Here is a 20973-nt window from a genome sequence, read left to right as displayed (position 1 = left end):
AAAAAAGCCCCTGTCGTTGCGAAAGGGGCTTGGCGTTATTGCTAACCTTGAGCGTTACTTCTCAAGCGCGTAAGCGATCACGTAGTCGCCACGGTCCGGTGACTGGCGTGCGCCGCCGGCGGAGATAAGAATGTACTGCTTACCGGTGGTCGGTGAGACGTAGCTCATCGGGGTGCCGCCGCTGCCGACCGGCAGACGCGCTTTCCACACTTCCTTACCGGTGGATGAATCAAATGCCCGCAGGTAGTAATCCTGGGTGCCGGCGATAAACACCAGGCCGCCCTGGGTTGCCAGCGTACCGCCCAGCGTTGGCATGCCTACCGGCATTGGGGCGCGCATTTTAATGCCGAATGGCCCGGTATCCTGCACGGTACCCGCCGGTACTTGCCACACCACTTTCTGGGTTTTCAGATCGATAGCGGACAGGGTGCCGAACGGCGGTTTCTGGCACGGAATGCCCAGCGGCGACATAAAGCGGTTCTTGTTGACGCCGTAAGGGGTGCCTTTTAACGGCACGGCGCCCATGCCGGCGTTAACCGATTCGCCACCGTTGCTGGCCGGCGCATTGGCGTCGGTTTTTTGCGGGATCATCTGCACCCACAGGCCCAAACGCATATCGTTGGCGAAGATGTAGTGGTTGTTCGGATCGGTAGACAATCCACCCCAGTTCATGCCGCCCAACGAGCCGGGGAAGCTGAGTGAGAGATCGGTGTCCGGTGCGGTGAACAGACCATCATAACGCATCGATTTAAAGCTGATGCGGCACATCAACTGATCGAACGGTGTTGCGCCCCACATATCGGATTCGGTTAACTTTTCAGCGCCAATCTGCGGCATGCCGACAGAGAAGGGCTGCGTCGCCGAATACTGCTCGCCCGGAATGTTGCGGGTTTTCACCGGCAGCTCTTTCACTTCGGTCAGGGGTTTGCCGGTGTGGCGATCCAGCACGAAGATCTGCCCGGTTTTGCCGCCGAATACCAGTGCAGGGCGGCTGGTACCGTCCTTCATCGGGAAATCGATCAGGCTAGGTTGCATCGGGACATCGAAATCCCACAGATCGTTATGTACGGTCTGATAAACCCATTTTTCTTTCCCGGTTGTCGCGTCGAGCGCCAGAATGGACGCGCCGTATTTGTGGTCCAACGCGTTGCGGTTAGCGCCCCAGAGATCCACAGAAGAGCTGCCCATTGGCATGAACACGGTGTTCATCGCCGGATCGTAGGACATCGGTGCCCAGGAGTTCGGTGTGCTGCGCACAAAGGTCTGGCCCGGTTTCAACGCCGCGTTCGGGTCTTGATTGCCCGGGTCGAACGCCCAGCGCATTTCACCGGTGATCACGTTAAAGCCACGCAACACGCCGCCAGGCATGTCGGTTTGCACGTTATCAGCCACGCGGCCGCCCACGACGACGGTGGTGCCTGCCAGCGTAGGGGCGGAGGTCAGCTGGTATTTCGGATCCGAGGCATCGCCCAGCCCGGCTTTCAGATCGACGATGCCGTTGTTGCCAAAGTGCTGGCAGAACTCGCCGTTATCGGCATTGATCGCCACCAGGCGCGCATCGATGGTGTTCATCAGAATACGGCGCTGACAGCTGTCACCGGCCGCAAGCTGAACCGGTGCTGCAGGCGTTGAACCTGGGACCGTCGGCGGTGGCAGGGTTTTGGTGGCGTCGAAGTAGGCCAGGCCGCGGCAGCGGTTCCAGACCTGCGATTGCGCGTTGATTTCACGCTTCCAGATCGCTTTCCCGCTGTCGGCTTCGACGGCGATGACGTTGTTGTGCGGCGTACACAAGAAGATGCGGTTGCCGATTTGCAGCGGCGTCTGTTGATCTTCTGCGCCGTTGCCGCCAGGGCTGATCGGCGTATCGCCAGTATGGAAGGTCCAGGCGACTTTCAGATCTTTCACGTTATCGCGGGTGATCTGATCAAGCGCCACGAACCGGCTACCGCCTGGGGTATTGCCGTAGTTGTCCCAGTCTTTTTGCTGTTTGGTTTTATCTACCGGGATCAACGGCAATTGCTGGCCGCTGAAAGCGACGGTGGGGTGAGGCTGGAACATCTGCACGAAGGCGCCGATCATACCCACAGCCAACACGGCGGAGAGCAGATAAGAGAGTTTCGCCAGCGGCGATTTCCCTTCTGGTTTACGCAGTGCAGGCCAGCTAAGGAAGGCCAGAATCATCAGGCCGGTTGGCACCATCAGCCGCGAAATCAAGGGCCAGAAATCAAAACCGGCGTCGGCCACTGACCAAATCAGCGTACCGATGAAAACCAGCAGGAACAGCGTGACTGCCGAGGATTTGCGACGGAAGAATTGGATGGCGGAAAGCAGGGTGACGATACCGGCAATCAGGAAGTAGGCGCTGCCGCCGAGCGAGACTAACTTTCCGCCGGCAATGGCGAAAAATAAGCCGGTAACGGCAAGAATTACCCCTAATAAACAACACCATAATTTAAGCTTTATACCCGGCCGGGCAGTTGAATCAGACATGTTCAGGCGGTCTCCGAAAATAATGTGTCTTACTACTCGTTTCCCAAAGTGTAATCGTTGCGCCGCACTCTGCTCTAAGGCGGGGTGCGTGGCAAAAAATTAAACAGTGAATTCGCCGAATTGTACCATTTGATTCGTTAGGCTGTTAAGTATATGTTGCTTTTGACACGAATTATTAATAAAAATCCGAGGATGATTCTCTGTATGCCATTGCGCAGCCCCCTTTAGTTACCTACCTAAACTACTTTTTCGCCCGGCCTTGAGACATCCCCTAAGAAAAGTCGGCCTGTAAAAAGCGAGTTTATTTAGTTTCATTAATTTCTTGCGAGTATTTGCCGTATATAACTAAGGCCTGGACGATTTATAGCCTTAATTTTGTTTCATCGAGGGGGGAGTGTGAAGTTTCCGACAATCGCCTTTATTGCTGTCATTTTTTGCCCACCAGCGGCTTTTGCCAGCCAAACTCAGCCGATATCCTGGGTTTCCTGCAAAAACAGTTCTTTTAATCAATGGTTCGACGGGGGAGAGATCCCTGCGCGGCTACCGCAGAGCGTTTCCCGAAAAATATAAGGGCCCTGGTATTCGACGGCGTGATGGACATCTAGGACGATGCGTTCAGCAGCGATTACAAACAGGCATTATCCTTCCAGCATTCATTCGAACGTTTTGCTGCTTATTGTGAAGAAGAGCAGCAGTGCCCATTAATGAAAGCCGATGCCACGGCGATATATCCCGCGTTGCTGGAAAAAGTAGATAACCTGGCGCCCCTTATGAGGGGGCCAAACGGATGGCGACGTTTTTTAACAGCCCTTTGATTACGGTGAATGGCGACGGGTATACGATTGCGCTTTCCAACGTCAATCAATGCGTAGATGATGAAGTGATTGATTATTTTATTTCCCCTGAAAAAGTAAGGGCCAATAAAAAGTGTTAGCCTTGATGGATAATTAATAGACCGGTGAGCGCCAATATATTGTGTCTTCGATATTTCTGGCGCTTTTATTTTTGTATTTTCGGTTTATTTAGTTACATAAGGTTAGAAAACCGAATTCATTACGTTAATATTCCCGCTCCACTATGCAGTGCTTCGATTGATTGGGCGTCATCGTTTTAATGCACTGCATAGTGGGCACTATTAAAGCCAAATGAATCAAACCAATAAATACCTTTCATAATAATGGTTGCGCTGCGTAATTATCCAGCCCAACGCTCCTTTGGGTTCTCTTTGCCCTAAACCGTTCAAGCTTGTATTACTACTCTATCCGACGTTTTACTCCGGCATAAGAAACACATCACGGCATCTGTTTGCTTTTTCATGACTCCGGTGCTTGCCGGCGGCAAACAGTCAATACCAATTGCCGAAGCCAACGATGGGCCGGATCCACTTCGGAGCGCGGATGCCACATTTGCGAGACGGTAATGCCCTGGGTTTTTACCGGCAGTTCAAAAGCGAAAAGTGCGGCGACAACCCCGTTCCCACTAACGATGGGTTGATTGATAAGAAAAGAGGCGGGCACCAGCGCCACCAGGTCAGACGCCTGAGCCACCGCCAGCGCGGCGGGAAAGCTCGGCACCACGGCGGCGATGTTCCGCTCCAGCCCCAACTCCGCCAGCGCCTGGTCCACCGGCCCGTTTATCCGCCCGCTGCGCGAGGCGACAACGTGCCCGCAGGCAACATAGTGCTCAAGGGTCACGTCAGGCTGTAGTGCCAGCGGATGTCCCTTCCTTGCCACCCCCACGAACCTGTCCCTGAATAGCGCTTGCAGGCGTATTTCCGGCCCCATGTCACCCAACACGCCGATCTCGAGATCAACCAAGCCTTCTCGCAAAGGCTTTGAGGTTTTCTCGGGTTTTGGCGCAAAGCGCAGACGCACCAAGGGGGCTGCCGTTGCCGCCGCCGCGATAAGCGCTGGGCCAAAAGCCTCCACAAAGCCGTCGTTGGTACGCAGGATAAAGGTGCGTTCCAGCGTGGCCGGATCCAGCTCTGTTGCAGAAGGGCGGAGTACGGCGCGTGCCTCAAAAACGGTATTTTGCGTACGCTCGCGTATCTCTTCGGCATAAGGTGTCAGCACCATATTGCGCCCGGCGCGCACCAGTAAAGGATCGCCGGTTGCCGTGCGCAAGCGGCTGAGCGTGCGGCTCATGGCCGAGGCGCTTAACCCAAGACGCCGCGCCGCGCCGGCCACACTGCCTTCGGCCAGTAACACGTCGAGGGCAATGAGCAGGTTGAAATCGGGATCAGTCATCATGCTTCGTATCCTGAACCAAAGAAAAAGAGAGAAGGCGTTCTGTGCAGGTTATCAATGTCAATGCTGCGTCTTCCGCCTTCTATTATATCCTACGCCAAGGCCGCTTCCGTCTGTCGGATCTACATTATTCGGCAGACAAATATTGCCGTTTGAGGTTATCGTATTGGCGGCCCAAAATGCTCAATTTTGTTTTTATATCAGTACCGTAAATTGTATCGCTTTAACGCCTTACCTTAAGGTGGGGGAACCGAAGGACATTATGTGATGGATAATTATTCTCGCAGCAATTCGTTTACACAGGGAGTGAAAGATGGAATCCCCTTGCTGCTCGCCATTGCGCCTTACGCTCTGGTTTTAGGCGCTCAGGCATCAAAGGCCGGTCTTGCCACGCCAGAGCTTGGCCTGATGACGGCGCTGAACTTTGCCGGTGGCTCGGAGTTTGCGGCCATCCAGCTCTGGCAGGAACCGCTGCCGGTACTGACCATCATTTTGCTGACATTTTTGATCAACAGCAGGCATATCATTATGGGAGCGGCTCTGACGCCTTATCTCAAGCATCTTCCTCGTCGTAAAGTGCTGCCGGCACTTTTCCTGATGGCTGATGAGGGCTGGGCGGTGGCCTATTCTAAAACCCTGAAGAATGCCGCCATCATGCCAGCGGATAAGAGCCTCTCCATGCCTTACTTCCTCGGGGCCTGTTTCCCTTTTTATCCCGTCTGGGTGGGATTTTCGGTGCTGGGGTGCCTGGTTGGCCCAATATTGGGAAATGTAGAAGAGTATGGTTTCGCGATGGCTTTTCCCGCCACGTTTATTGTCCTTCTTCGGGGAATGTGGAAAGGATATCGGGCTGCCCGCCCCTGGTTGGTCAGCCTGGCGGTTGCCGCGGCGGTGTATCTTGTCATTCCTGGCCATGCCTATGTGCTTGCAGGAACGTTCAGCGGGTTATTGGCGGCATGGTTCTGGGGAGATAAAAATCAATGAGCTGGGCTGCCTGTTTAACCATCGCCGGGATGGCGTTAGTGACCTATCTGAGCCGGATACTGGGGTATCTTGTCTTGAGAAATCGCCACCTCAGCCCCCGCGCAAGAAGCGTCATGGAAAGTGCGCCCGGATGCGTAATGGTGTCAGCCATCTCACCTTACTTTGTGTCATCCAATCCGGCAGAAATTATCGCCATGTTTATCGCGATAGGCTGTGCTATTCGGTTTTCGATGCTGCCGACGCTGATTATTTCCATAGCCTCACTGGGCATGCTGCAGATAGTGCTTAACTGATGGTCAGGTTTCTCAGACCCTCGTTGAGGAGAGAAACCTTCTGCGATCGCAATAAAAAAGCCGATAGCAGAATGCTATCGGCTTTTAACTGCAGTTAACGGCAAACCGGGTTTAAGCGGTCGGCAACTGCTGTGCAGTGGTTTCCACCAGCGCCAGCAACACTTTAATGTCTTCCAGGCTGACGGTCGGGTTCAATAACGTCATTTTCAGGCAGGTGACGCCATCAAACTCGGTAACGCCCACGTTGGCGCGGCCCGATTCCAGCAGAGCATCGCCAATCCGTTGGTTGAGCAATGCAATCGCCGCATCGCCGCTCGCCGCCAACTGTGGCGGGAGGTAACGGAACAGGACGCTGGCCAACTGCGGCTGCATAACCAGTTCCAGCGACGGTTGATCGCCGATGTAGTGCGCAACCTGCTGCGCCAGCGTAACGCCGTGATCGATGATCTCCGCGTACTGCTTTTGCCCCAGAGCTTCCAGACCCATCCACAGTTTCAACGCATCGAAACGGCGGGTGGTTTGCAGCGATTTGGACACCAGGTTCGGCACGCCTTGCGCTTCGTCGAACTCGGAGTTCAGGTAGGCCGCCTGATAGCGCATCAGCTCATAGTGACGGGCTTCTTTCAACAAGAAGGCGCCGCAACTGATGGTCTGGAAGAATTGCTTATGGAAGTCCAACGTAATGGAATCCACCAATTCAATGCCATCCAGATAATCGCGGTATTTCTCCGACAGCAGCAATGCACCGCCCCAGGCTGCATCGACATGCACCCAGATCTGGTGTTTCGCCGCCAACTGAGCGATAGCGCGCAGGGGATCGATAGCACCGGCATCCGTGGTGCCTGCGGTCGCTACAATCGCCAGGATCTGCTCGCCATTAGCTTCGGCCTGCGCCACTTTTTCGGCTAAATCGTTCAGGTCCATACGCGCGAACCGATCGGTTTTCACCAGCGTGACGGATTGATAACCCAGACCCAGCAACGCCATGTTCTTTTGCACCGAGAAGTGGGCGTTTTCAGAACATAAGACTTTAATCTTTTTCAGGTTGCCGACCAGGCCATCCTGCTGGATAGAGTGCCCCTGGCGCGCAAAGAAGGCATCGCGCGCCAACATCAGGCCCATCAGGTTGCTCTGGGTACCACCGCTGGTGAATACCCCGGCATCGCCAGGCTGATAACCCACCTGGGTACGCAACCATTCGATCAACTTCATCTCGATGATGGTGGCGGATGGGCTTTGATCCCAGGAGTCCATGCTTTGGTTGGTGGCGTTAATCAAAACCTCAGCGGCCTGGCTGACCACCAGGCTTGGACAATGCAAATGCGCCACGCACTGCGGGTGGTGAACCGACAGGCTGTCTTTTAAAAAGTACTCAATCGCGCGTTCAATCGCGGCCTGGTTGCCCAGGCCCTGTGGATTGAAATCGAGCGTAATGCGTTCACGCAGTTCGGCAACGGTTTTCCCCTGATACATCTCAGGTTGTTGCAGCCACTGCACAACGGCCTGGCTACTTTGTGCAATCGCTTGCTGGTATGCCTCGGTGCTTTGCGCCGAGGCCGCCAGAATCGGGTTTAACTTGGACATCGCGGTCATTCACTCCACTCAGACGGGTTTGACGCCGGCCGCTAACAGGGCTTGTTCAAATTTATCCAGGAAAATACCCAACTCATCGTTGGTGATCAGCAGGGAAGGCAGGAGACGCAGTACGCAACCATTGCGGCCACCGCGCTCCAGAATCAGCCCGGCTTCAAAGCATTTTTTCTGCAGCAATGCGGATAATTGGCCATCGGCAGGGTAGCAACCCATATGATCTTGCGCTTCGCCAGGTTTGACGATCTCAATGCCAATCATCAAGCCCAGACCACGCACGTGACCTATCACCGGATAACGCTTTTGCAACTCGGCCAGTTTGGCTTTCAGCCATTCGCCCTGGGCAGCCACTTTTTCGGCAATCTGGTTGTCTTTAAGGTGCTGCAGGGTGGTCAGGCCGGTAGCCATCGCCAATTGGTTGCCGCGGAAGGTACCGGTATGGTGGCCAGGCTCCCAGGCGTCAAACTGCTTCTTGATGGCCAGTACGGCCAATGGCAAACCGCCGCCTACGGCTTTGGACATCACGATGATGTCCGGCTCAATGCCCGCGTGCTCAAAGGCGAAGAATTTGCCCGTACGCGCAAAGCCGGCCTGAACTTCATCGATGATCAGCAAAATGCCGTGTTCCTGAGTGACTTTGCGAATGCGCTGCAACCACTCGGTCGGCGCCGGGTTAACGCCGCCTTCACCCTGAACGGCTTCCAGAATGACGGCCGCAGGTTTACGTACGCCGCTTTCGACGTCATTGATCAGGTTTTCGAAATAGTAGGTCAATGCCTTGACGCCAGCCTCGCCGCCAATGCCCAGCGGGCAGCGGTACAGGTGCGGGTAAGGCATAAACTGGACTTCCGGCATCATGCCGTTGATGGCTTCTTTCGGTGACAGGTTACCCGTTACCGCCAGCGCACCATGGGTCATGCCATGATAGCCGCCGGAGAAGCTGATCACGCCGGAGCGGCCAGTGTGTTTTTTTGCCAGTTTCAGTGCGGCTTCAACGGCGTCTGCGCCGGAAGGGCCGGTGAACTGCAGGCAATACTCTTTACCCTGGCCGGGTAACAAGGAGAGCAGATATTCGGAGAAACGATCTTTCAACGGCGTTGTCAGATCGAGAGTATGTAACGGCAAGCCGCTGGTAATGACATCTTGGATGCTTTTCAGCATGTCAGGGTGGTTGTGCCCAAGCGCCAAGGTTCCGGCGCCAGCCAGGCAGTCAAGATACTGATTATTCTCAACGTCTGTGATCCACACGCCCTCTGCTTTGGCAATGGCCAGCGGCAATTTGCGCGGATAACTCCTGACATTCGATTCAAATTCGGCCTGTCTCGCCAAATAGGTTTCATTGTTTCCGTTTAATGAATTCGCAACTAAAGTGTCAATACGGACTTTATCCGTCATCATATCTCTCCTACAACCGGGGGTATCAAAACGCCCTGGTTGAATTAATTGAATTTAAAAGTAAACCCGGTAAAAAATCGCGTACAATATATGGCTTTTTAGCCTGGGACTCAATAGCTTATTTCCCTTTGATTTTACTGATTTTTTTTAGCTTCAATCAATATGTTGCTGTTTTTATGACCGTTCGTGGCTCCCCCGAGGTTGCACCTACCGGCTAAAATGTTTGCTGGCAAACATTTAGACACGTTTTTTGTGTGGCGATAGACTGACCGGCGGGGGATGGCTAGTCCGCCAGGCCGCGCCAGTCGCGACCTTAAGCAGAGGCGGTACGTGAATCAATAAATATCGAATAATTGCGGCCGTATTTTATTATCATGGTGAGTATGTACCCGGATGAATACATAATTTTTATTTGAGGATCTTTGCAGGGAATTACCCTTGATGCTATATTAAAAAAGATTCACGACCCCAATGTTTTATCGAACATTCACATTTAAAGTCATTTCAATAAATATAAAGATCACGCTAATAGAGTTAAACATAAAAACATTAGCTTTCAGAGTGACTTTTATTTTTCTGCCGCATACCGCCACGGAATAATTACGCCTTTTATTTTCCTCGAAAAAAGGAGGCGCCGTTGTTTATTGTTTTTATGCGAGGCTTCTATGAACTTAATTTATCGGGCGTTATTCTACGCCTTTGCAGTGTTGCTGTCCTTTTTTAGCAGCACTGCGGTTGTTGCCGGCCAGCTAATATTGAAAAACACCTCCTTATCGCCCATTACTTGCACGGTTGACGGTTGGACGATTTCTTCAGGCAGCAGTTTCGATTGGTTCATTAAGGTGCAGCCGGGGCAGTCATTCTTTGTCGGACAGAACACCAGCAGGCCGAAAGACCCTGTAATTAATTGGGCAAAGTGCAATAACCTGCAAACCCGCGCGATGACCATAACGCCCAGCGGCCCCAATCAAACGCTGGTGCTGAATGGGCAACAAACGCAAGTATTGAACGTCTCGCTTTATCCTTTTCTTCCTACGCTGCCCACGGATAACTTCGAAAATTTGGTCGCCTATATTGTGCAGACTTATCAGTCGCAGCACCCGCAGGTGTTACTCAATGCCGTGCTGAATCCGCAGGTGAATATTTACAGTTTTACCGAGTTGCCGGTCCTGCTGGGTAATGATGGATTTGACGTGATTGAGCTTGATGTCCTTTATCTGGGTTTCCTGGCGGATAATCATCTGATCAACCCCGCCCAGATTACCGGCGAAGCGCCCTGGGCCGTGGCGCTGGCGGGGGCGACTTACCAAGGCCAGTTATGGGCGATCCCCAGTTGGCTCTGCATGGACTTTTTCTACGCGTTCGATCAGGCGATTCAGCAGCAGAAAACCTTGTCGAAAATGCTGAATTATTTGAATACCCGAACCTCGTCAGTCGCCAAAATGGCAGGCAGCTTTAATGGCAGTTGGGCTATTCCTTCCGATTATATCAACGCTTATGTGCAGACCTATGGTTACGGTGCGTTGCAACAGGCGATGCAAATGCCGCCTGATAACGGCGTTGTCCATCAATTGGTTTCACTGTCTGATACCTGCAGCTTTAACGGGGTCAACAAGTGCACCAATAACACCTATCATAACGCCCCGAATGGCGGTGCCGAGCAGGTGTTCGCCTCCGGGCAGGCCAGTACCGACATGGGCTTTTCCGAGCAGTCTTTCTACGTGAATCTCTATTCGTCGGCGCAAAAACCGCTGTATGTCGTGCCTACCCCTTGGGGAGAACACCCCCAACCGCTGTTATTTGAAGATGCTTTTGTTTCCAGCGCCGCGACGTGCAAGCCGGGCAGCCAATGTGCGGCCAATGCGCAAGCGTTCACCACGTTAATGACCGGGACGGCGATGAAAAATTATATCGTGCAGTCCAAAGATCTGCCCGCCGGTACGCCGTGGCGGACGTTGTTGGTGGCCACCCAGCAATTCTGGCAACAGCCGATCATTACCGATAACAGTTATTACCAACAGCTATCGTCGATATTTATGACGGCAAAGGCGTTTCCTAATAACTTTACGGCACAAAGCCAGGTTGCCATGGCCAATGACATTTGCAATGCCCTAAAACAGCAGCAGCCTGATTTTGTTTGTAAAAGCAATAATAGCACCGGCTTGTTAGCCCCATCTCACGGCAGTTCCATCATCAACCCAGGCAACACTGATAGCAGGAGAGGTTTATGAGTATTGGACCCGTTTCCGGTAATGGCATCACCATCACCTTACCCGTAGGCAAAACGCTATTTTGGACCGCCAATGTTCAGGCATCGTACTCACAATATGTTCTGGTTCGCGACTCGACGAATCAGGTGGTTATTGAGAGCAAAGGTGCATCGACAGGCGGGCATTCGCCGACCCAAATTGGCCAGGGCTCGTTTGTTACCGCAGGCAGCGGGGTTTATACCGTTTTCATTGGCTATAACAATGGCCAGTCCTGGTCCCAGGTTATGTGGGATGAAATCGCGTTAAATATCGGCAGCCAGATTTACTCCAGTTGTTTCAATTTCATTAGTGAAGACGGCGCGGATCAGGATTTCAATGATACCTGCCTGACACTGACCTGGTTTAACAGCATCGGTTGAGGAGCAAAGACATGGCAATTGGACCCGTAAATGGCAATGGTATTGCCATCAATATTCCCTCCGGAAAAATAGTTTTTTGGTCTGCTCTGGTTCAAAGCTCGGCAAACCAGTTTATTCAGCTGAAAGACAGCAGTTCAAACGTGGTTTTCACTACGCAGGGGGCCAGTTCCAGCGGCGGCACACCCACGCAGATAGGCGAGGGGTTCTTCCAGGCTGCGGATGCCTCCGGGAATTACACCATCTGGATCGGCACCAATAGCGGGCAACGCTATTCGCAGGTGATCTGGTCGCAGGATGTGATTACCAGCGGCGCAACGGTCTATTTTGGCAAATACATCTTTGCCAGCGAAGACTACACCGACAATGATTACAACGATTCATTGCTACAGCTGCAGTGGTTCCAGTTCGTGGGTTAACTCCTCGACCAAAAGGCCGATCGAGCCGAGCGGGACAAAGCCGCTTGGCTCGAAAAGATCCTCGCACCAATAACAAATCTGACGACACATTGATGGAGGTAGTGATGAAGGCACTAGCAGGTAAAAATCAAATGTCTTATGGCGGAGATGGTGGGTCTTTCAACTCCATCCAGGATACCGGCGGCCAACAGGTGGTGATCAAGAGCGGCAGCAAAATCGATTCCATACAAATTGGCAATAACAAATATGGCGGTGGTGGCGGTGGCACGTCGGCCAGTTTCAAGCTTCCGCAAGATGGGAAATTTACTATTTTGCGCTTGTGCACCAATGATGATGTCGTCGGTTATATCAAACTGGTCTGCGATGGCGTGACCTATGAGGCGGGGCGCGTGACCGGGGATGGCGATTTGTCTTTCGGCACCGGATTGACCGTATCCTTCGCGGGCTTTTCGTCCGGCTCCATGATCGACATGATCTTGTTCAACACTTATTACTGATCTGCCTGTTGAAGGCTGCAGCGGATACTCATTGACGCACGCGAGTGCACGATGGGCATCCGCCGCACAGTGTTTTTCGTGGTATGAGTTTGCGTTGTCGGCGCGACTGCGCGTGAGTCGGCCGTGGGGGCAAGCCGACATTTTTGCAGCGATGGCCGCCTATTCTGGAACGCCGTCGTCAACCATATCCGTGCGATATCTTGCAGGCTGAATCTCTCTACCGGCATGTCGGGAGGAAGAGCGGTCGTGCGCACGAAATACCGATAGATAGGGCGTGCCATGGGAAACAAAAATAATCTTGATGTCAAGGTGCTCGAGAATCAGGCGGCCAACCTGAAAGTGAAAGCGAACTTGCTCGCTGCGTCGTCCAGCGAACCGGGATATTCCAACGCCCCGACTTATAGCGCCCTTGGCTATGAGGTCGATCCGCGCACAGGCACGCTGCAGGTTACTCTTTCGCCGCCGACTTTCTTTGGTGCCTTGGGCAGCAACATCACGCCTTCCATCGTTTACAGCCCGCAATCTATCGCCTCGGGGATCACGCTTCTTGGGCTTCCTTTGGGCTGGAGCTATTCATTCAGCTATATCGCAGCGAGCCAGGTATTTATTAATGGTTCGTCCGCTTATTACATCGACGATATGTATGACTCGGGTTTGCGCTACTACAACCTGAAGGATCTTGTCTTCACCAACGATTCGGGGACGTTCCCTTACGATAACCAGCTAACGTACAGCAATACATTGCAATTTATCAGCGGCGAAACGCAGTATTTCGACGCTCACGGCAGATTGATTGGCGTGGTGGACCGCTGGGGCAACCCTGCCATTTTTTATTACACGAAAGAGGGCGATGTCTATAGCAGCAAGTTGTCCAGCATCGTCGGGTTTGCCGGGCAGGCGATCACCTTCGCTTATAGCGGCGAGGGCATCGAGATCGCTTATCCCCAGGGAGGGAAAAACGATATCTCCTTTGCCTATCTGGTGGATAGCCAAAGCTATCTGGTGGGTTACGTCAATCCGCTGGGGCAAAAGTTCACCATCGCCAATCGAGGCGGGCTGGTCAGGAACGACTTGATTTCTCAGATTACTTATCCGAACAACGTCTCGGTCGTCTATGAATACACCACGCTGCGTTATTATGTCGATGCGAACCGGTCGCAGTTTTATCGCATCGATTGCATCGCCGCGACAAGGCAGAGTTATGTCGATACCGCCGGACAAATCCAGACAAGGTCGGTTTCCTATTCCTATGACCCCAACGGCGATGCCCACGATTACACGGGTTATCCGACATACATCATGGGGAAATATCAAGATACCCTGCTGCAAAGCAATGACGACGATTACCGCTATGTGAGCCAGGTCGACGATGGCGTGCTCGTTGTGGAGCATCAATACAATCGGCTCCATCTCGAGCTCGTGACGAAGACCTTCACCAAGGATGCACCGCGCCGGCTTATCCGGCAGGTCGCCAATACGTTCATCAGCGAAACCGACGGGAAATACTTTCCGCCGTACTACGAATTAAAACTGATACCGAATTATCAGACCCCCATCAAGGTCGTGACCGAGATCTACAACGACGCGGGGGAAACGCTAATCAGCGAGATAGAATCGGATTTCGACGATTACGGCGCGCCGACGGAAGTCCGCTCCTATAGCAGCAGGGTGGCGGGCGAGGTGCCCAAACTGCTCAATAAGGTGCAAACCCTTTACGATTATGCCGGCTATGGGCAGCTTGTCCGGCAGGATACTTACGACTGTACGGATGGGACTATCCTCAGAAGAATCGCCAATGACCTGACCGACGACAAGAAGAATATCGCAACGAGCACAGACGGCTTTGTCGTCTCCACCGCTGGAAAAGACATATTTAGCCCGAACAAGAAGATCACTTATCGCTACAACGCCTCGGGCAAGGTTGTTTACGAGAAGTTGGAATGGGCCGATGGCGAAAACCATGCGCTGGAGAGCACGGAGACCTCGACCCGTTACGCCCTGGCCGTTCCCGTATTGACGGTCACCACCACCAATGCGCAAGGCATACCGAATACGACTGAAATCGATACGGTGACGGGGTGGATGATTAGCCAGGTTAATGCCCTGAATTATGGTTCCAGCTATACCTATGACAATATCGGCCGCCAACTGACCTCGACCGATCCCATGGGCGTGGTGACGGAGTGTATTTTCGACGACCCCGTCAACAAGGCCACGACCCGATATGCCAACGGATATGAAACCTACACCTACAACAATGGGTTCACGGATTTGGTCAAAACCGCCGACAACGGCGGTAATGACAAGGCGGAGCGTACGCTCACCGCCAATGGGTACAACGACAAGGGCCAATTGATCTGGACCGAAGGCATCCTGGGCGCCGACTCCCGGATCCTGTATACCTATGACAGCAGAAACCAGCTGGCCACGGCGACGGATGCGCTTGGCAATGTCAATCGCTACGAATATGACACCGTGGCTCAAACCAAGACCGAGTTCTTTAACGGCGTCAAGGTGAGCACGTTGAGCAAGCATGACAATGCGCTCAACCAAGTCACTTACTCCAGCCAGCTTTCTTCCGAGAGCCTGTCGGCGTCGAGCCTCTCCAACAGCTATTCGAACATCATCAAGTCACTGACGGGGGAGCCATCGGCAGGGAAGGAATGGCTGGCGGCATCCTTCCAATACGATGTCAATAATCAGGTCAGTTCCTACAGCGCGACAGGCAGTGACGACATCGTGCAACGCCAGGACATTTCAAGGGATTTATTTACCAATGCGGTATTCACCGGCGTTGATGTCAGCGCACCGGAGACGAAAGCGTCCACCGCCGGCGGCGATACCTATTTTTACGATAATTTGAATCAGTTGCTCACCGACACCAATGCGCTCGGCCAGCAGTACTCGTATGTCTATAACGAGATCGGCCTGGTATCCAGTTACACGGATTATGCGGGAACGGTGTTCGCATGCGGCTACAACGCCAATAACCAGTTGGTATCGGTTGCATGGACTGACCAGGGGGCGCAGTGCAAGAAGCAATATACCTATGATCCCTTGACGTATAAGGTGCGGAGCATAGAAGAGTTCCGCCAGGGGGAGAGCAACGGGAGTATTGCGTATGGCTACAGTTTGGGCGGTGCGATTGAGTCGGTGACCTATCCCGACGGGAAAAAGATCCTTTACGAATATGACCTCGGCACGGGGCTGCTCAGCACATTCACCGATGCCATAGGAAAGGTCACGCAATATACGTACGACAATTATGGCCGGGTAACTCGGCAACAGATCGTCGGAGAGGATTACAGCGTCCAGACCGACTATTACAGCAAAGAGGAGAGCGCCGCCAACAGCGGCAAGCTCAAGTCGATCCAGATCAGCAACGGCATCTCGAGCAGTTTCTCCTATGATGGTTTCGGTTCCCTTGCGCAGGCGGTCATCACCGATACGTCCGAGGGGGCGACCCATCCTGTTTTGCTGGTGACGCAATATACCTACGATCCGATCACCCGTAACCTGGTCACGCTGCAATCCAGCTCGGGCGCGTTTGCGCAAGATGCCAATTTGAATTATCTGGCGAACTACAGTTTCAACAGCCTCAACCAGCTTACGGAAGAGCGGAAACAAATCCTGGGTGGCGAGGTTGTCGTCACGGCCTACCGGTATGACGCGGCCTGCAACGTCATCCAGGAAGAGCGCAGGGTCGGCGCGACAAGCCAGTCGACGACCTATACCTACGATCAGGACAACAAGTTATTGCGTATCGACGCCTCGTCCGGCGCAAGAAACTTCGCCTACGACGCCAATGGCAATTTGACAGACGATGGGACGGGCGGCACATATCGCTACAACGCGCAAAACAGGCTGATTGGATATAGCGATGTCGGCGGCAATCTGGTCGCCGAATACGATTACTACCCCGATGGGCTGCGGGCCAGTAAAAAGGTCAATGATGGCGCGGCGATACGGTTTTATTACGACTATTCCTCATCCCCCAATATCGTCAATGAGATACAGGGAGATAAAACCAGCCACTACCTGGCGCACGGAAGCAAGAGATACGTTCGCCTGGTCGACAGCGCAGGGATCACCGTCCCCGACTATTTCATCTCCTCCTTCAGGGACATCGTCGGCGTCCTCGATGCCTCCTGCGAGAGGGATGCCAGCTACGCTTACGAACCCTATGGGCAAGAAGAAGGTGCCAGTCAACGGCTTGCCGATATCAGCGTAAACCCGTTCAGATATACCGCCGAATATACCGATCTCGAGTCTTCCCTGATCTATCTGAGGGCGCGTTACTACCATCCCGGCATCAAGCGCTTCATGAGCCGGGATACCACCGACCTTATCAACCGCTACAACTATGCGAATGGCAATCCCATCATGGGCAGCGATCCCAGCGGGGATTTGAGCATAGGATGGATGATCGGTGCGGCTATCGCGGGCGTCGCCGTGGGGCTTATCACGGGCGGCGCAGGCGCATTGGTCCTGGGTACGGGCATGGGCGCCTCGATCGCGGTCGGCGCGGTGGCGGGTGTGGCCGGTACGGCGGCCAGTAATGGCGTCACGGAATGGGGTCTCCATGCGAGCGGCGAACCTGGATTGAGCGCCAAGGATTGGGGCGTCAGCCTGCTGGCGGGGGCGGTCTCCGGCGCAGTCGGCGCCGGCGTCGGCGGCGCGGTCGGTCGTGGAGCGATGAGCACCGCGATGAATGCGGGCTGGTCGGCCGGGAGAGTTACGGCCGTCGGTGTCCTGTCGGCTTCAGTGTCCGGCGGTTTCTCCGGCTCGGTGGCATCCGCCGGCGTCACTGCCGGCTTCGAACATCAGGCATTCTTCAGCGCCGACGTGTGGGAAAACATCGGCATCAGCGCCGCGGTCGGCATGGGAGCCGGCGTGATGGCTTCGGGCGCGCATTTCGGTTTCGGGAAAGTCGGCGGCATCCGTACCACGCCTGTGGAGATGAGTGCCACGGAGTTCAGCGTCGTTACGGACACGAGCACGCCCAATACCATTCTTGAGTTCAATCCCCGAGAAGCCAATCAATGGCAAGGTGGTAATCTGGGGGCGATGACCGCAGGGCAGGATACGGTGATTGTGCATGGGCACCCGCGATTCTCGTTCCCTGAGGATGTGCATGGCCGGTATCGGTATGCTTCCGCCAAGACCACGGCCCAGGCGATACAGAATAATATCGGGGGCGGCGGGGGCACCATCAGGCTGATTTCTTGTTCCGCCGGGAAATGGATAGGCGTGGAAAACATGGCGCAAACCATAGCCAATACGCTCAATCGACCGGTGGAGGCCTATACCGTCGCCATTAGCATTGCTGAGGTGGTCAATGGCACAGTGACGCCTGTCACTTATCGGCCTGTGTAGAAGCGGCATTGCCCCCTCATTCCATTCGCACTTAGGCCCGCTGTTGGAGCCATTCGCGATAGCGACGGGTTATGCGCTTTGTACGCAGTTGGCTAACGATTAACGAGACCAGCGGCGAGTAACGTACGCTGCGCGAGTGGCCATTGCCCAGTGCTCGCAGGCGACGTGTGATCAGCGCCATGCGAGCGAGCGCCGCCATCGTTTTGTTTTTCCATTCAACCGGCTTGGGCAACGCGTGCGGTTCCTTGCCGGCTTGCCACTGCAGCGGCAGGTCGGGTACCTCAGCCAGGGCCGTTGCCATGCCTGCCACCGCAATACCGCTCTCCAGCACTTGCTGAGCGACAGCCTTGCGAGCGATACCGCCCGTCGTCATTATCGGCATGTCGGCGACCGCCGCGAGCTCGCGGGCGAACGTCAGGAAATAGGCTTCGCGCGCCAACGTACGGCCATCCGCCGTTTTGCCCTGCATCGCCGGGCTTTCGTAGCTGCCGCCGGACAATTCGACCAAGTCGACCGGCAAACTGTTAAGCAACAAGATCACCTGCTTTGCATCGTCTTCGGAGAAGCCGCCGCGCTGGAAATCGGCGGAGTTCAACTTGATCGCTACGCAAAAACCTGGCGATACTCGCTTACGCACAGCCTGTACCACCTCTAACAGTAAACGTGCGCGATTAGCGAGGCTGCCACCCCATTGATCGGTACGCTGATTGGCCAGCGGCGACAGGAACTGAGAGATCAAATAACCGTGCGCAGCATGAATTTGCACCCCGGTGAACCCTGCTTGCTCGGCGGCGTGTGCGGTGTCGGCAAAGCGGGTGATGACTTCCTCGATCTGCATCGGGCTCATGGCAGTTGGCTGAGCGAACATCTTGCTGTGTTTCCCCATTTCCAGCGCGATAGCGGAGGGGGCCCAGGCGGTGCCACCCATTGCGGCCATGACCTGGCGGCCGGGGTGATTAATCTGCATCCAGACTTGCGTGCCGTTGTGACGCGCAGCTTTTGCCCAGGCTTTAAAGGGTTCCAGCGGAGTATCCGCCTCAAGCGCCACGCCACCTGGACCGGTCATTGCCCGGCCGTCGATCATGACGTTACCGGTAATGATTAAACCGACGCCACCTTGCGCCCAGCTACGGTATAAACGATGCAGTGCGTGGCCGGGCAGTTGGCCTGCGTCGGCCATATTTTCCTCCATCGCGGCTTTTGCCAAGCGGTTGGGAAGGCGGCTGCCGTTGGGCAGAATAAGCGGACTAAACATGATGGTGATTCCTTAATCGGTGGTTGATATCATGTAGACTAAGATTAAAGTTAACTTTAAGGTCAAGCGAAATGAAGATAGGTGAATTGGCGGAGCGTTCGGGTATAACGGCATCGGCGATACGCTACTATGAGCAACAGGGGTTGCTGCCCAAAGCGGTACGTGGCGCCAATGGTTATCGCCTGTATGGGCAAGCGTCGCTGGAGCGGCTGCATTTGATTCAGCTCGGGCAAAGCTTGGGTTTTACGCTGGAGGCCATGGGTAATCTGCTGGCGCTGGAGGGCATAGCCTATGAGGACAGCCTGACGCAGAACCTCGACGCGCGGCTTGCCGAGATCGACCGGGTGATGGCGACTCTGAGCGCACAGCGAAAATCGTTGTTGGAGGCGAAGCGCAAGCTGGCCATCCTGGGCATCGAAGGCATGTGCCAGGAAAAGGAAACCTCGGATTTGGTGGCAAAAAAGACAGCAGGTCACCGGCAAAAAAGTGACGATGTCACCACAACATCGAGCAAATGAACCAGAAGTACTCGCAGGTATAAGCAAAAAGGAGCGTGTTTTGACTGTTTCAGCCATGATCCCATCGCTGGAGATGCAACTGCATCAGCCGGCGACGCGCAACAACCGCAAGCTTGTCAGTGAATTGCTGCATGACGATTTTGAAGAGATTGGCCGCTCGGGCCGGCATTATGATAAGCAGCAAACCGTTGCGGCGCTTGAGCAAGAAACCGGTCGGGCAGTGATTCATGCCGAAGATTTCAAGCTGGCCATGATTACGGAGGGCGTGGCGTTACTGACGTACAAAAGCTTTCAGCGTGATGCCGCAGGCAATATCACGAGGCGTACCTTGCGGTCATCTGTCTGGGTGTTATCAGAACATCAGACCGGCGAGCGTTGGCAACTGCGTTTTCATCAGGGTACGCCGGCAACGGAGTAGCGCGTTTTATGACGATGTTGAGTTCTGTAATGAGCGAATGTTAGCCCACATCGCCATTGGGTTTGAATACATGGGAAAGTGACCGCAGCAGGGAATCTCCGCCAGAACCACGCCTCGCTCCTGAATAAAACCCAGATAGGATAGATGGGCATTTTGCTCACCGTACATAAACATCTTCGGGCAGGGCAAACCAAGAAACTTGTCCATAAGCTCACCCCGGTCCGAATATTCCACCATGGATTGGAAGATCCCTCTTACCGCTCCGGCACGGACCTTATGCCGTAGGCTGGCGGCATACAGCGCGCTGCCCCAGGCGGGCGAATGGTGGGTGCGTTCAATAAAATCGTCAAAGAATTCTTCATCATGGGCTGCGGGATAATCGGCAATTTGCCGGCTCAGAAAACAATCTTCCGGGGCGATATTGCCTTCGATATCGACAAAGCTCAATACGCGTTCTGGCCAGGCATGCGCCAGCATCAAGGCGGTTAATCCGCCCATGGAGTGCCCGACCAGATGGAAGCGTTCAAAACCGAAGTGGTCGATCGCTTTGGACGCCGTTTCGACTAAAAACGGAATGGAAATCTTGCTTAGATCGGCACACTGCGTTTCTCCACAGCCCGGCGCATCATAGGCCAGAAAGGCATGTTGGTTGAACTCCGCATAGCGAACAATGTCGGCATAATCCTCTTTGGTTGAACCAAAGCCATGGAGAAAAACAATAGGCTCACGTTTTCCATCGCGGTACAGAGACGCCAGTTGCACGTCAACGTTCTGCACCTTGAGCAAAAGGGAGCGCTGGTAGAATTCGTTTTGCATTGTCGTTATTCCTTTCTTGAACCATTGGCCAAAGCGGCCGAAGAGGGTGA

At 54.1% G+C, this 20973-nt stretch carries 16 protein-coding genes; 10 read left to right on the top strand and 6 right to left on the bottom strand.

What is annotated here, in order from left to right; translation table 11 throughout:
• Positions 1-54: 54 nt before the first annotated feature.
• Positions 55-2490, bottom strand: coding sequence for a glucose/quinate/shikimate family membrane-bound PQQ-dependent dehydrogenase (locus ACUTSW_RS03690; protein WP_445583703.1), 2436 nt, complete (start codon positions 2488-2490; stop codon positions 55-57).
• Positions 2491-3277: 787 nt separating this feature from the next.
• Between ACUTSW_RS03690 and ACUTSW_RS03685 the strand changes: the two genes are divergently transcribed.
• Positions 3278-3424 (top strand): alpha/beta hydrolase, encoded by a 147-nt coding sequence (locus ACUTSW_RS03685; RefSeq protein WP_445583702.1) that lies wholly within the window; start codon positions 3278-3280, stop codon positions 3422-3424.
• A gap of 379 nt (positions 3425-3803) precedes the next feature.
• On the opposite strand, the gene ACUTSW_RS03680 is transcribed toward ACUTSW_RS03685, so the two are convergent.
• Entirely contained in the window at positions 3804-4736 is a 933-nt protein-coding gene (locus tag ACUTSW_RS03680) for a LysR family transcriptional regulator (protein WP_445584441.1), read from the bottom strand.
• A 267-nt stretch (positions 4737-5003) separates the two neighbouring features.
• Here ACUTSW_RS03680 and ACUTSW_RS03675 point away from each other — a divergent pair, with 267 nt between their 5' ends.
• The gene (locus ACUTSW_RS03675; RefSeq protein ID WP_020439042.1) at positions 5004-5720 is read left to right on the top strand and encodes an AzlC family ABC transporter permease; all 717 of its coding nucleotides are present in this window, start codon (positions 5004-5006) and stop codon (positions 5718-5720) included.
• Positions 5717-6013: an AzlD family protein gene (locus ACUTSW_RS03670; RefSeq protein ID WP_037430946.1), complete on the top strand. Its 297-nt coding sequence runs from the start codon at positions 5717-5719 to the stop codon at positions 6011-6013. Before ACUTSW_RS03675 ends, ACUTSW_RS03670 begins: the two co-directional genes overlap by 4 nt.
• A 111-nt stretch (positions 6014-6124) precedes the next feature.
• Here ACUTSW_RS03670 and ACUTSW_RS03665 read toward each other — a convergent pair whose 3' ends face one another.
• Together ACUTSW_RS03665 and ACUTSW_RS03660 are read right to left on the bottom strand one after the other, a co-directional pair.
• On the bottom strand, positions 6125-7597 hold the full coding sequence (locus tag ACUTSW_RS03665; RefSeq protein ID WP_004944506.1) for a pyridoxal phosphate-dependent decarboxylase family protein: 1473 nt from the start codon (positions 7595-7597) through the stop codon (positions 6125-6127).
• Positions 7598-7615: 18 nt separating this feature from the next.
• Entirely contained in the window at positions 7616-9001 is a 1386-nt protein-coding gene (locus tag ACUTSW_RS03660) for a diaminobutyrate--2-oxoglutarate transaminase (RefSeq protein ID WP_445583701.1), read from the bottom strand.
• Between the two features lie 938 nt (positions 9002-9939).
• On the opposite strand from ACUTSW_RS03660, the gene ACUTSW_RS03655 reads away from it, so the two are divergent.
• The 5 genes from ACUTSW_RS03655 to ACUTSW_RS03635 all read left to right on the top strand — a co-directional run bounded on the left by ACUTSW_RS03655 (position 9940) and on the right by ACUTSW_RS03635 (position 17916).
• Positions 9940-11229: a hypothetical protein gene (locus ACUTSW_RS03655; RefSeq protein WP_445583700.1), complete on the top strand. Its 1290-nt coding sequence runs from the start codon at positions 9940-9942 to the stop codon at positions 11227-11229.
• Complete coding sequence (locus tag ACUTSW_RS03650) at positions 11226-11627, top strand: hypothetical protein (protein ID WP_004944514.1); 402 nt, start codon at positions 11226-11228, stop codon at positions 11625-11627. The genes ACUTSW_RS03655 and ACUTSW_RS03650 overlap by 4 nt, the downstream gene beginning before the upstream one ends.
• An 11-nt stretch (positions 11628-11638) precedes the next feature.
• A complete protein-coding gene (locus ACUTSW_RS03645) occupies positions 11639-12043 on the top strand; it encodes a fucose-binding lectin II (protein WP_013812915.1) in 405 nt (134 codons plus the stop codon).
• A gap of 104 nt (positions 12044-12147) precedes the next feature.
• A complete protein-coding gene (locus ACUTSW_RS03640; RefSeq protein ID WP_445583699.1) occupies positions 12148-12540 on the top strand; it encodes a hypothetical protein in 393 nt (130 codons plus the stop codon).
• A gap of 279 nt (positions 12541-12819) precedes the next feature.
• Positions 12820-17916 carry an RHS repeat domain-containing protein gene (locus ACUTSW_RS03635; protein WP_445583698.1) on the top strand — a complete coding sequence of 1699 codons (5097 nt, stop codon included), beginning with the start codon at positions 12820-12822 and terminating at the stop codon, positions 17914-17916.
• Between the two features lie 31 nt (positions 17917-17947).
• Here ACUTSW_RS03635 and ACUTSW_RS03630 read toward each other — a convergent pair whose 3' ends face one another.
• A complete protein-coding gene (locus ACUTSW_RS03630; protein ID WP_445583697.1) occupies positions 17948-19171 on the bottom strand; it encodes an NADH:flavin oxidoreductase/NADH oxidase family protein in 1224 nt (407 codons plus the stop codon).
• Between the two features lie 71 nt (positions 19172-19242).
• Here ACUTSW_RS03630 and ACUTSW_RS03625 point away from each other — a divergent pair, with 71 nt between their 5' ends.
• Both ACUTSW_RS03625 and ACUTSW_RS03620 read left to right on the top strand, forming a co-directional pair.
• On the top strand, positions 19243-19689 hold the full coding sequence (locus tag ACUTSW_RS03625) for a MerR family DNA-binding transcriptional regulator (RefSeq protein ID WP_434463083.1): 447 nt from the start codon (positions 19243-19245) through the stop codon (positions 19687-19689).
• A gap of 40 nt (positions 19690-19729) precedes the next feature.
• Entirely contained in the window at positions 19730-20107 is a 378-nt protein-coding gene (locus tag ACUTSW_RS03620; RefSeq protein ID WP_445583696.1) for a nuclear transport factor 2 family protein, read from the top strand.
• A 6-nt stretch (positions 20108-20113) separates the two neighbouring features.
• Here ACUTSW_RS03620 and ACUTSW_RS03615 read toward each other — a convergent pair whose 3' ends face one another.
• Positions 20114-20923 (bottom strand): alpha/beta fold hydrolase, encoded by an 810-nt coding sequence (locus ACUTSW_RS03615; RefSeq protein ID WP_445583695.1) that lies wholly within the window; start codon positions 20921-20923, stop codon positions 20114-20116.
• Positions 20924-20973: the final 50 nt, after the last annotated feature.

The sequence above is a fragment of the Serratia sp. TSA_198.1 genome (assembly GCF_052686505.1).
This window is presented reverse-complemented; position numbering and strand designations above follow the sequence as displayed.

Coding starts and splice junctions, on each gene's coding strand:
- ACUTSW_RS03635 (WP_445583698.1), top strand. CDS start 12,820: ATGGGAAACAAAAATAATCTTGATGTCAAGGTGCTCGAGAATCAGGCG.
- ACUTSW_RS03680 (WP_445584441.1), bottom strand. CDS start 4,736: ATGACTGATCCCGATTTCAACCTGCTCATTGCCCTCGACGTGTTACTG.
- ACUTSW_RS03690 (WP_445583703.1), bottom strand. CDS start 2,490: ATGTCTGATTCAACTGCCCGGCCGGGTATAAAGCTTAAATTATGGTGT.
- ACUTSW_RS03640 (WP_445583699.1), top strand. CDS start 12,148: ATGAAGGCACTAGCAGGTAAAAATCAAATGTCTTATGGCGGAGATGGT.
- ACUTSW_RS03645 (WP_013812915.1), top strand. CDS start 11,639: ATGGCAATTGGACCCGTAAATGGCAATGGTATTGCCATCAATATTCCC.
- ACUTSW_RS03615 (WP_445583695.1), bottom strand. CDS start 20,923: ATGCAAAACGAATTCTACCAGCGCTCCCTTTTGCTCAAGGTGCAGAAC.
- ACUTSW_RS03650 (WP_004944514.1), top strand. CDS start 11,226: ATGAGTATTGGACCCGTTTCCGGTAATGGCATCACCATCACCTTACCC.
- ACUTSW_RS03625 (WP_434463083.1), top strand. CDS start 19,243: ATGAAGATAGGTGAATTGGCGGAGCGTTCGGGTATAACGGCATCGGCG.
- ACUTSW_RS03655 (WP_445583700.1), top strand. CDS start 9,940: ATGACCATAACGCCCAGCGGCCCCAATCAAACGCTGGTGCTGAATGGG.
- ACUTSW_RS03685 (WP_445583702.1), top strand. CDS start 3,278: ATGGCGACGTTTTTTAACAGCCCTTTGATTACGGTGAATGGCGACGGG.
- ACUTSW_RS03660 (WP_445583701.1), bottom strand. CDS start 9,001: ATGATGACGGATAAAGTCCGTATTGACACTTTAGTTGCGAATTCATTA.
- ACUTSW_RS03675 (WP_020439042.1), top strand. CDS start 5,004: ATGGATAATTATTCTCGCAGCAATTCGTTTACACAGGGAGTGAAAGAT.
- ACUTSW_RS03630 (WP_445583697.1), bottom strand. CDS start 19,171: ATGTTTAGTCCGCTTATTCTGCCCAACGGCAGCCGCCTTCCCAACCGC.
- ACUTSW_RS03670 (WP_037430946.1), top strand. CDS start 5,717: ATGAGCTGGGCTGCCTGTTTAACCATCGCCGGGATGGCGTTAGTGACC.
- ACUTSW_RS03665 (WP_004944506.1), bottom strand. CDS start 7,597: ATGTCCAAGTTAAACCCGATTCTGGCGGCCTCGGCGCAAAGCACCGAG.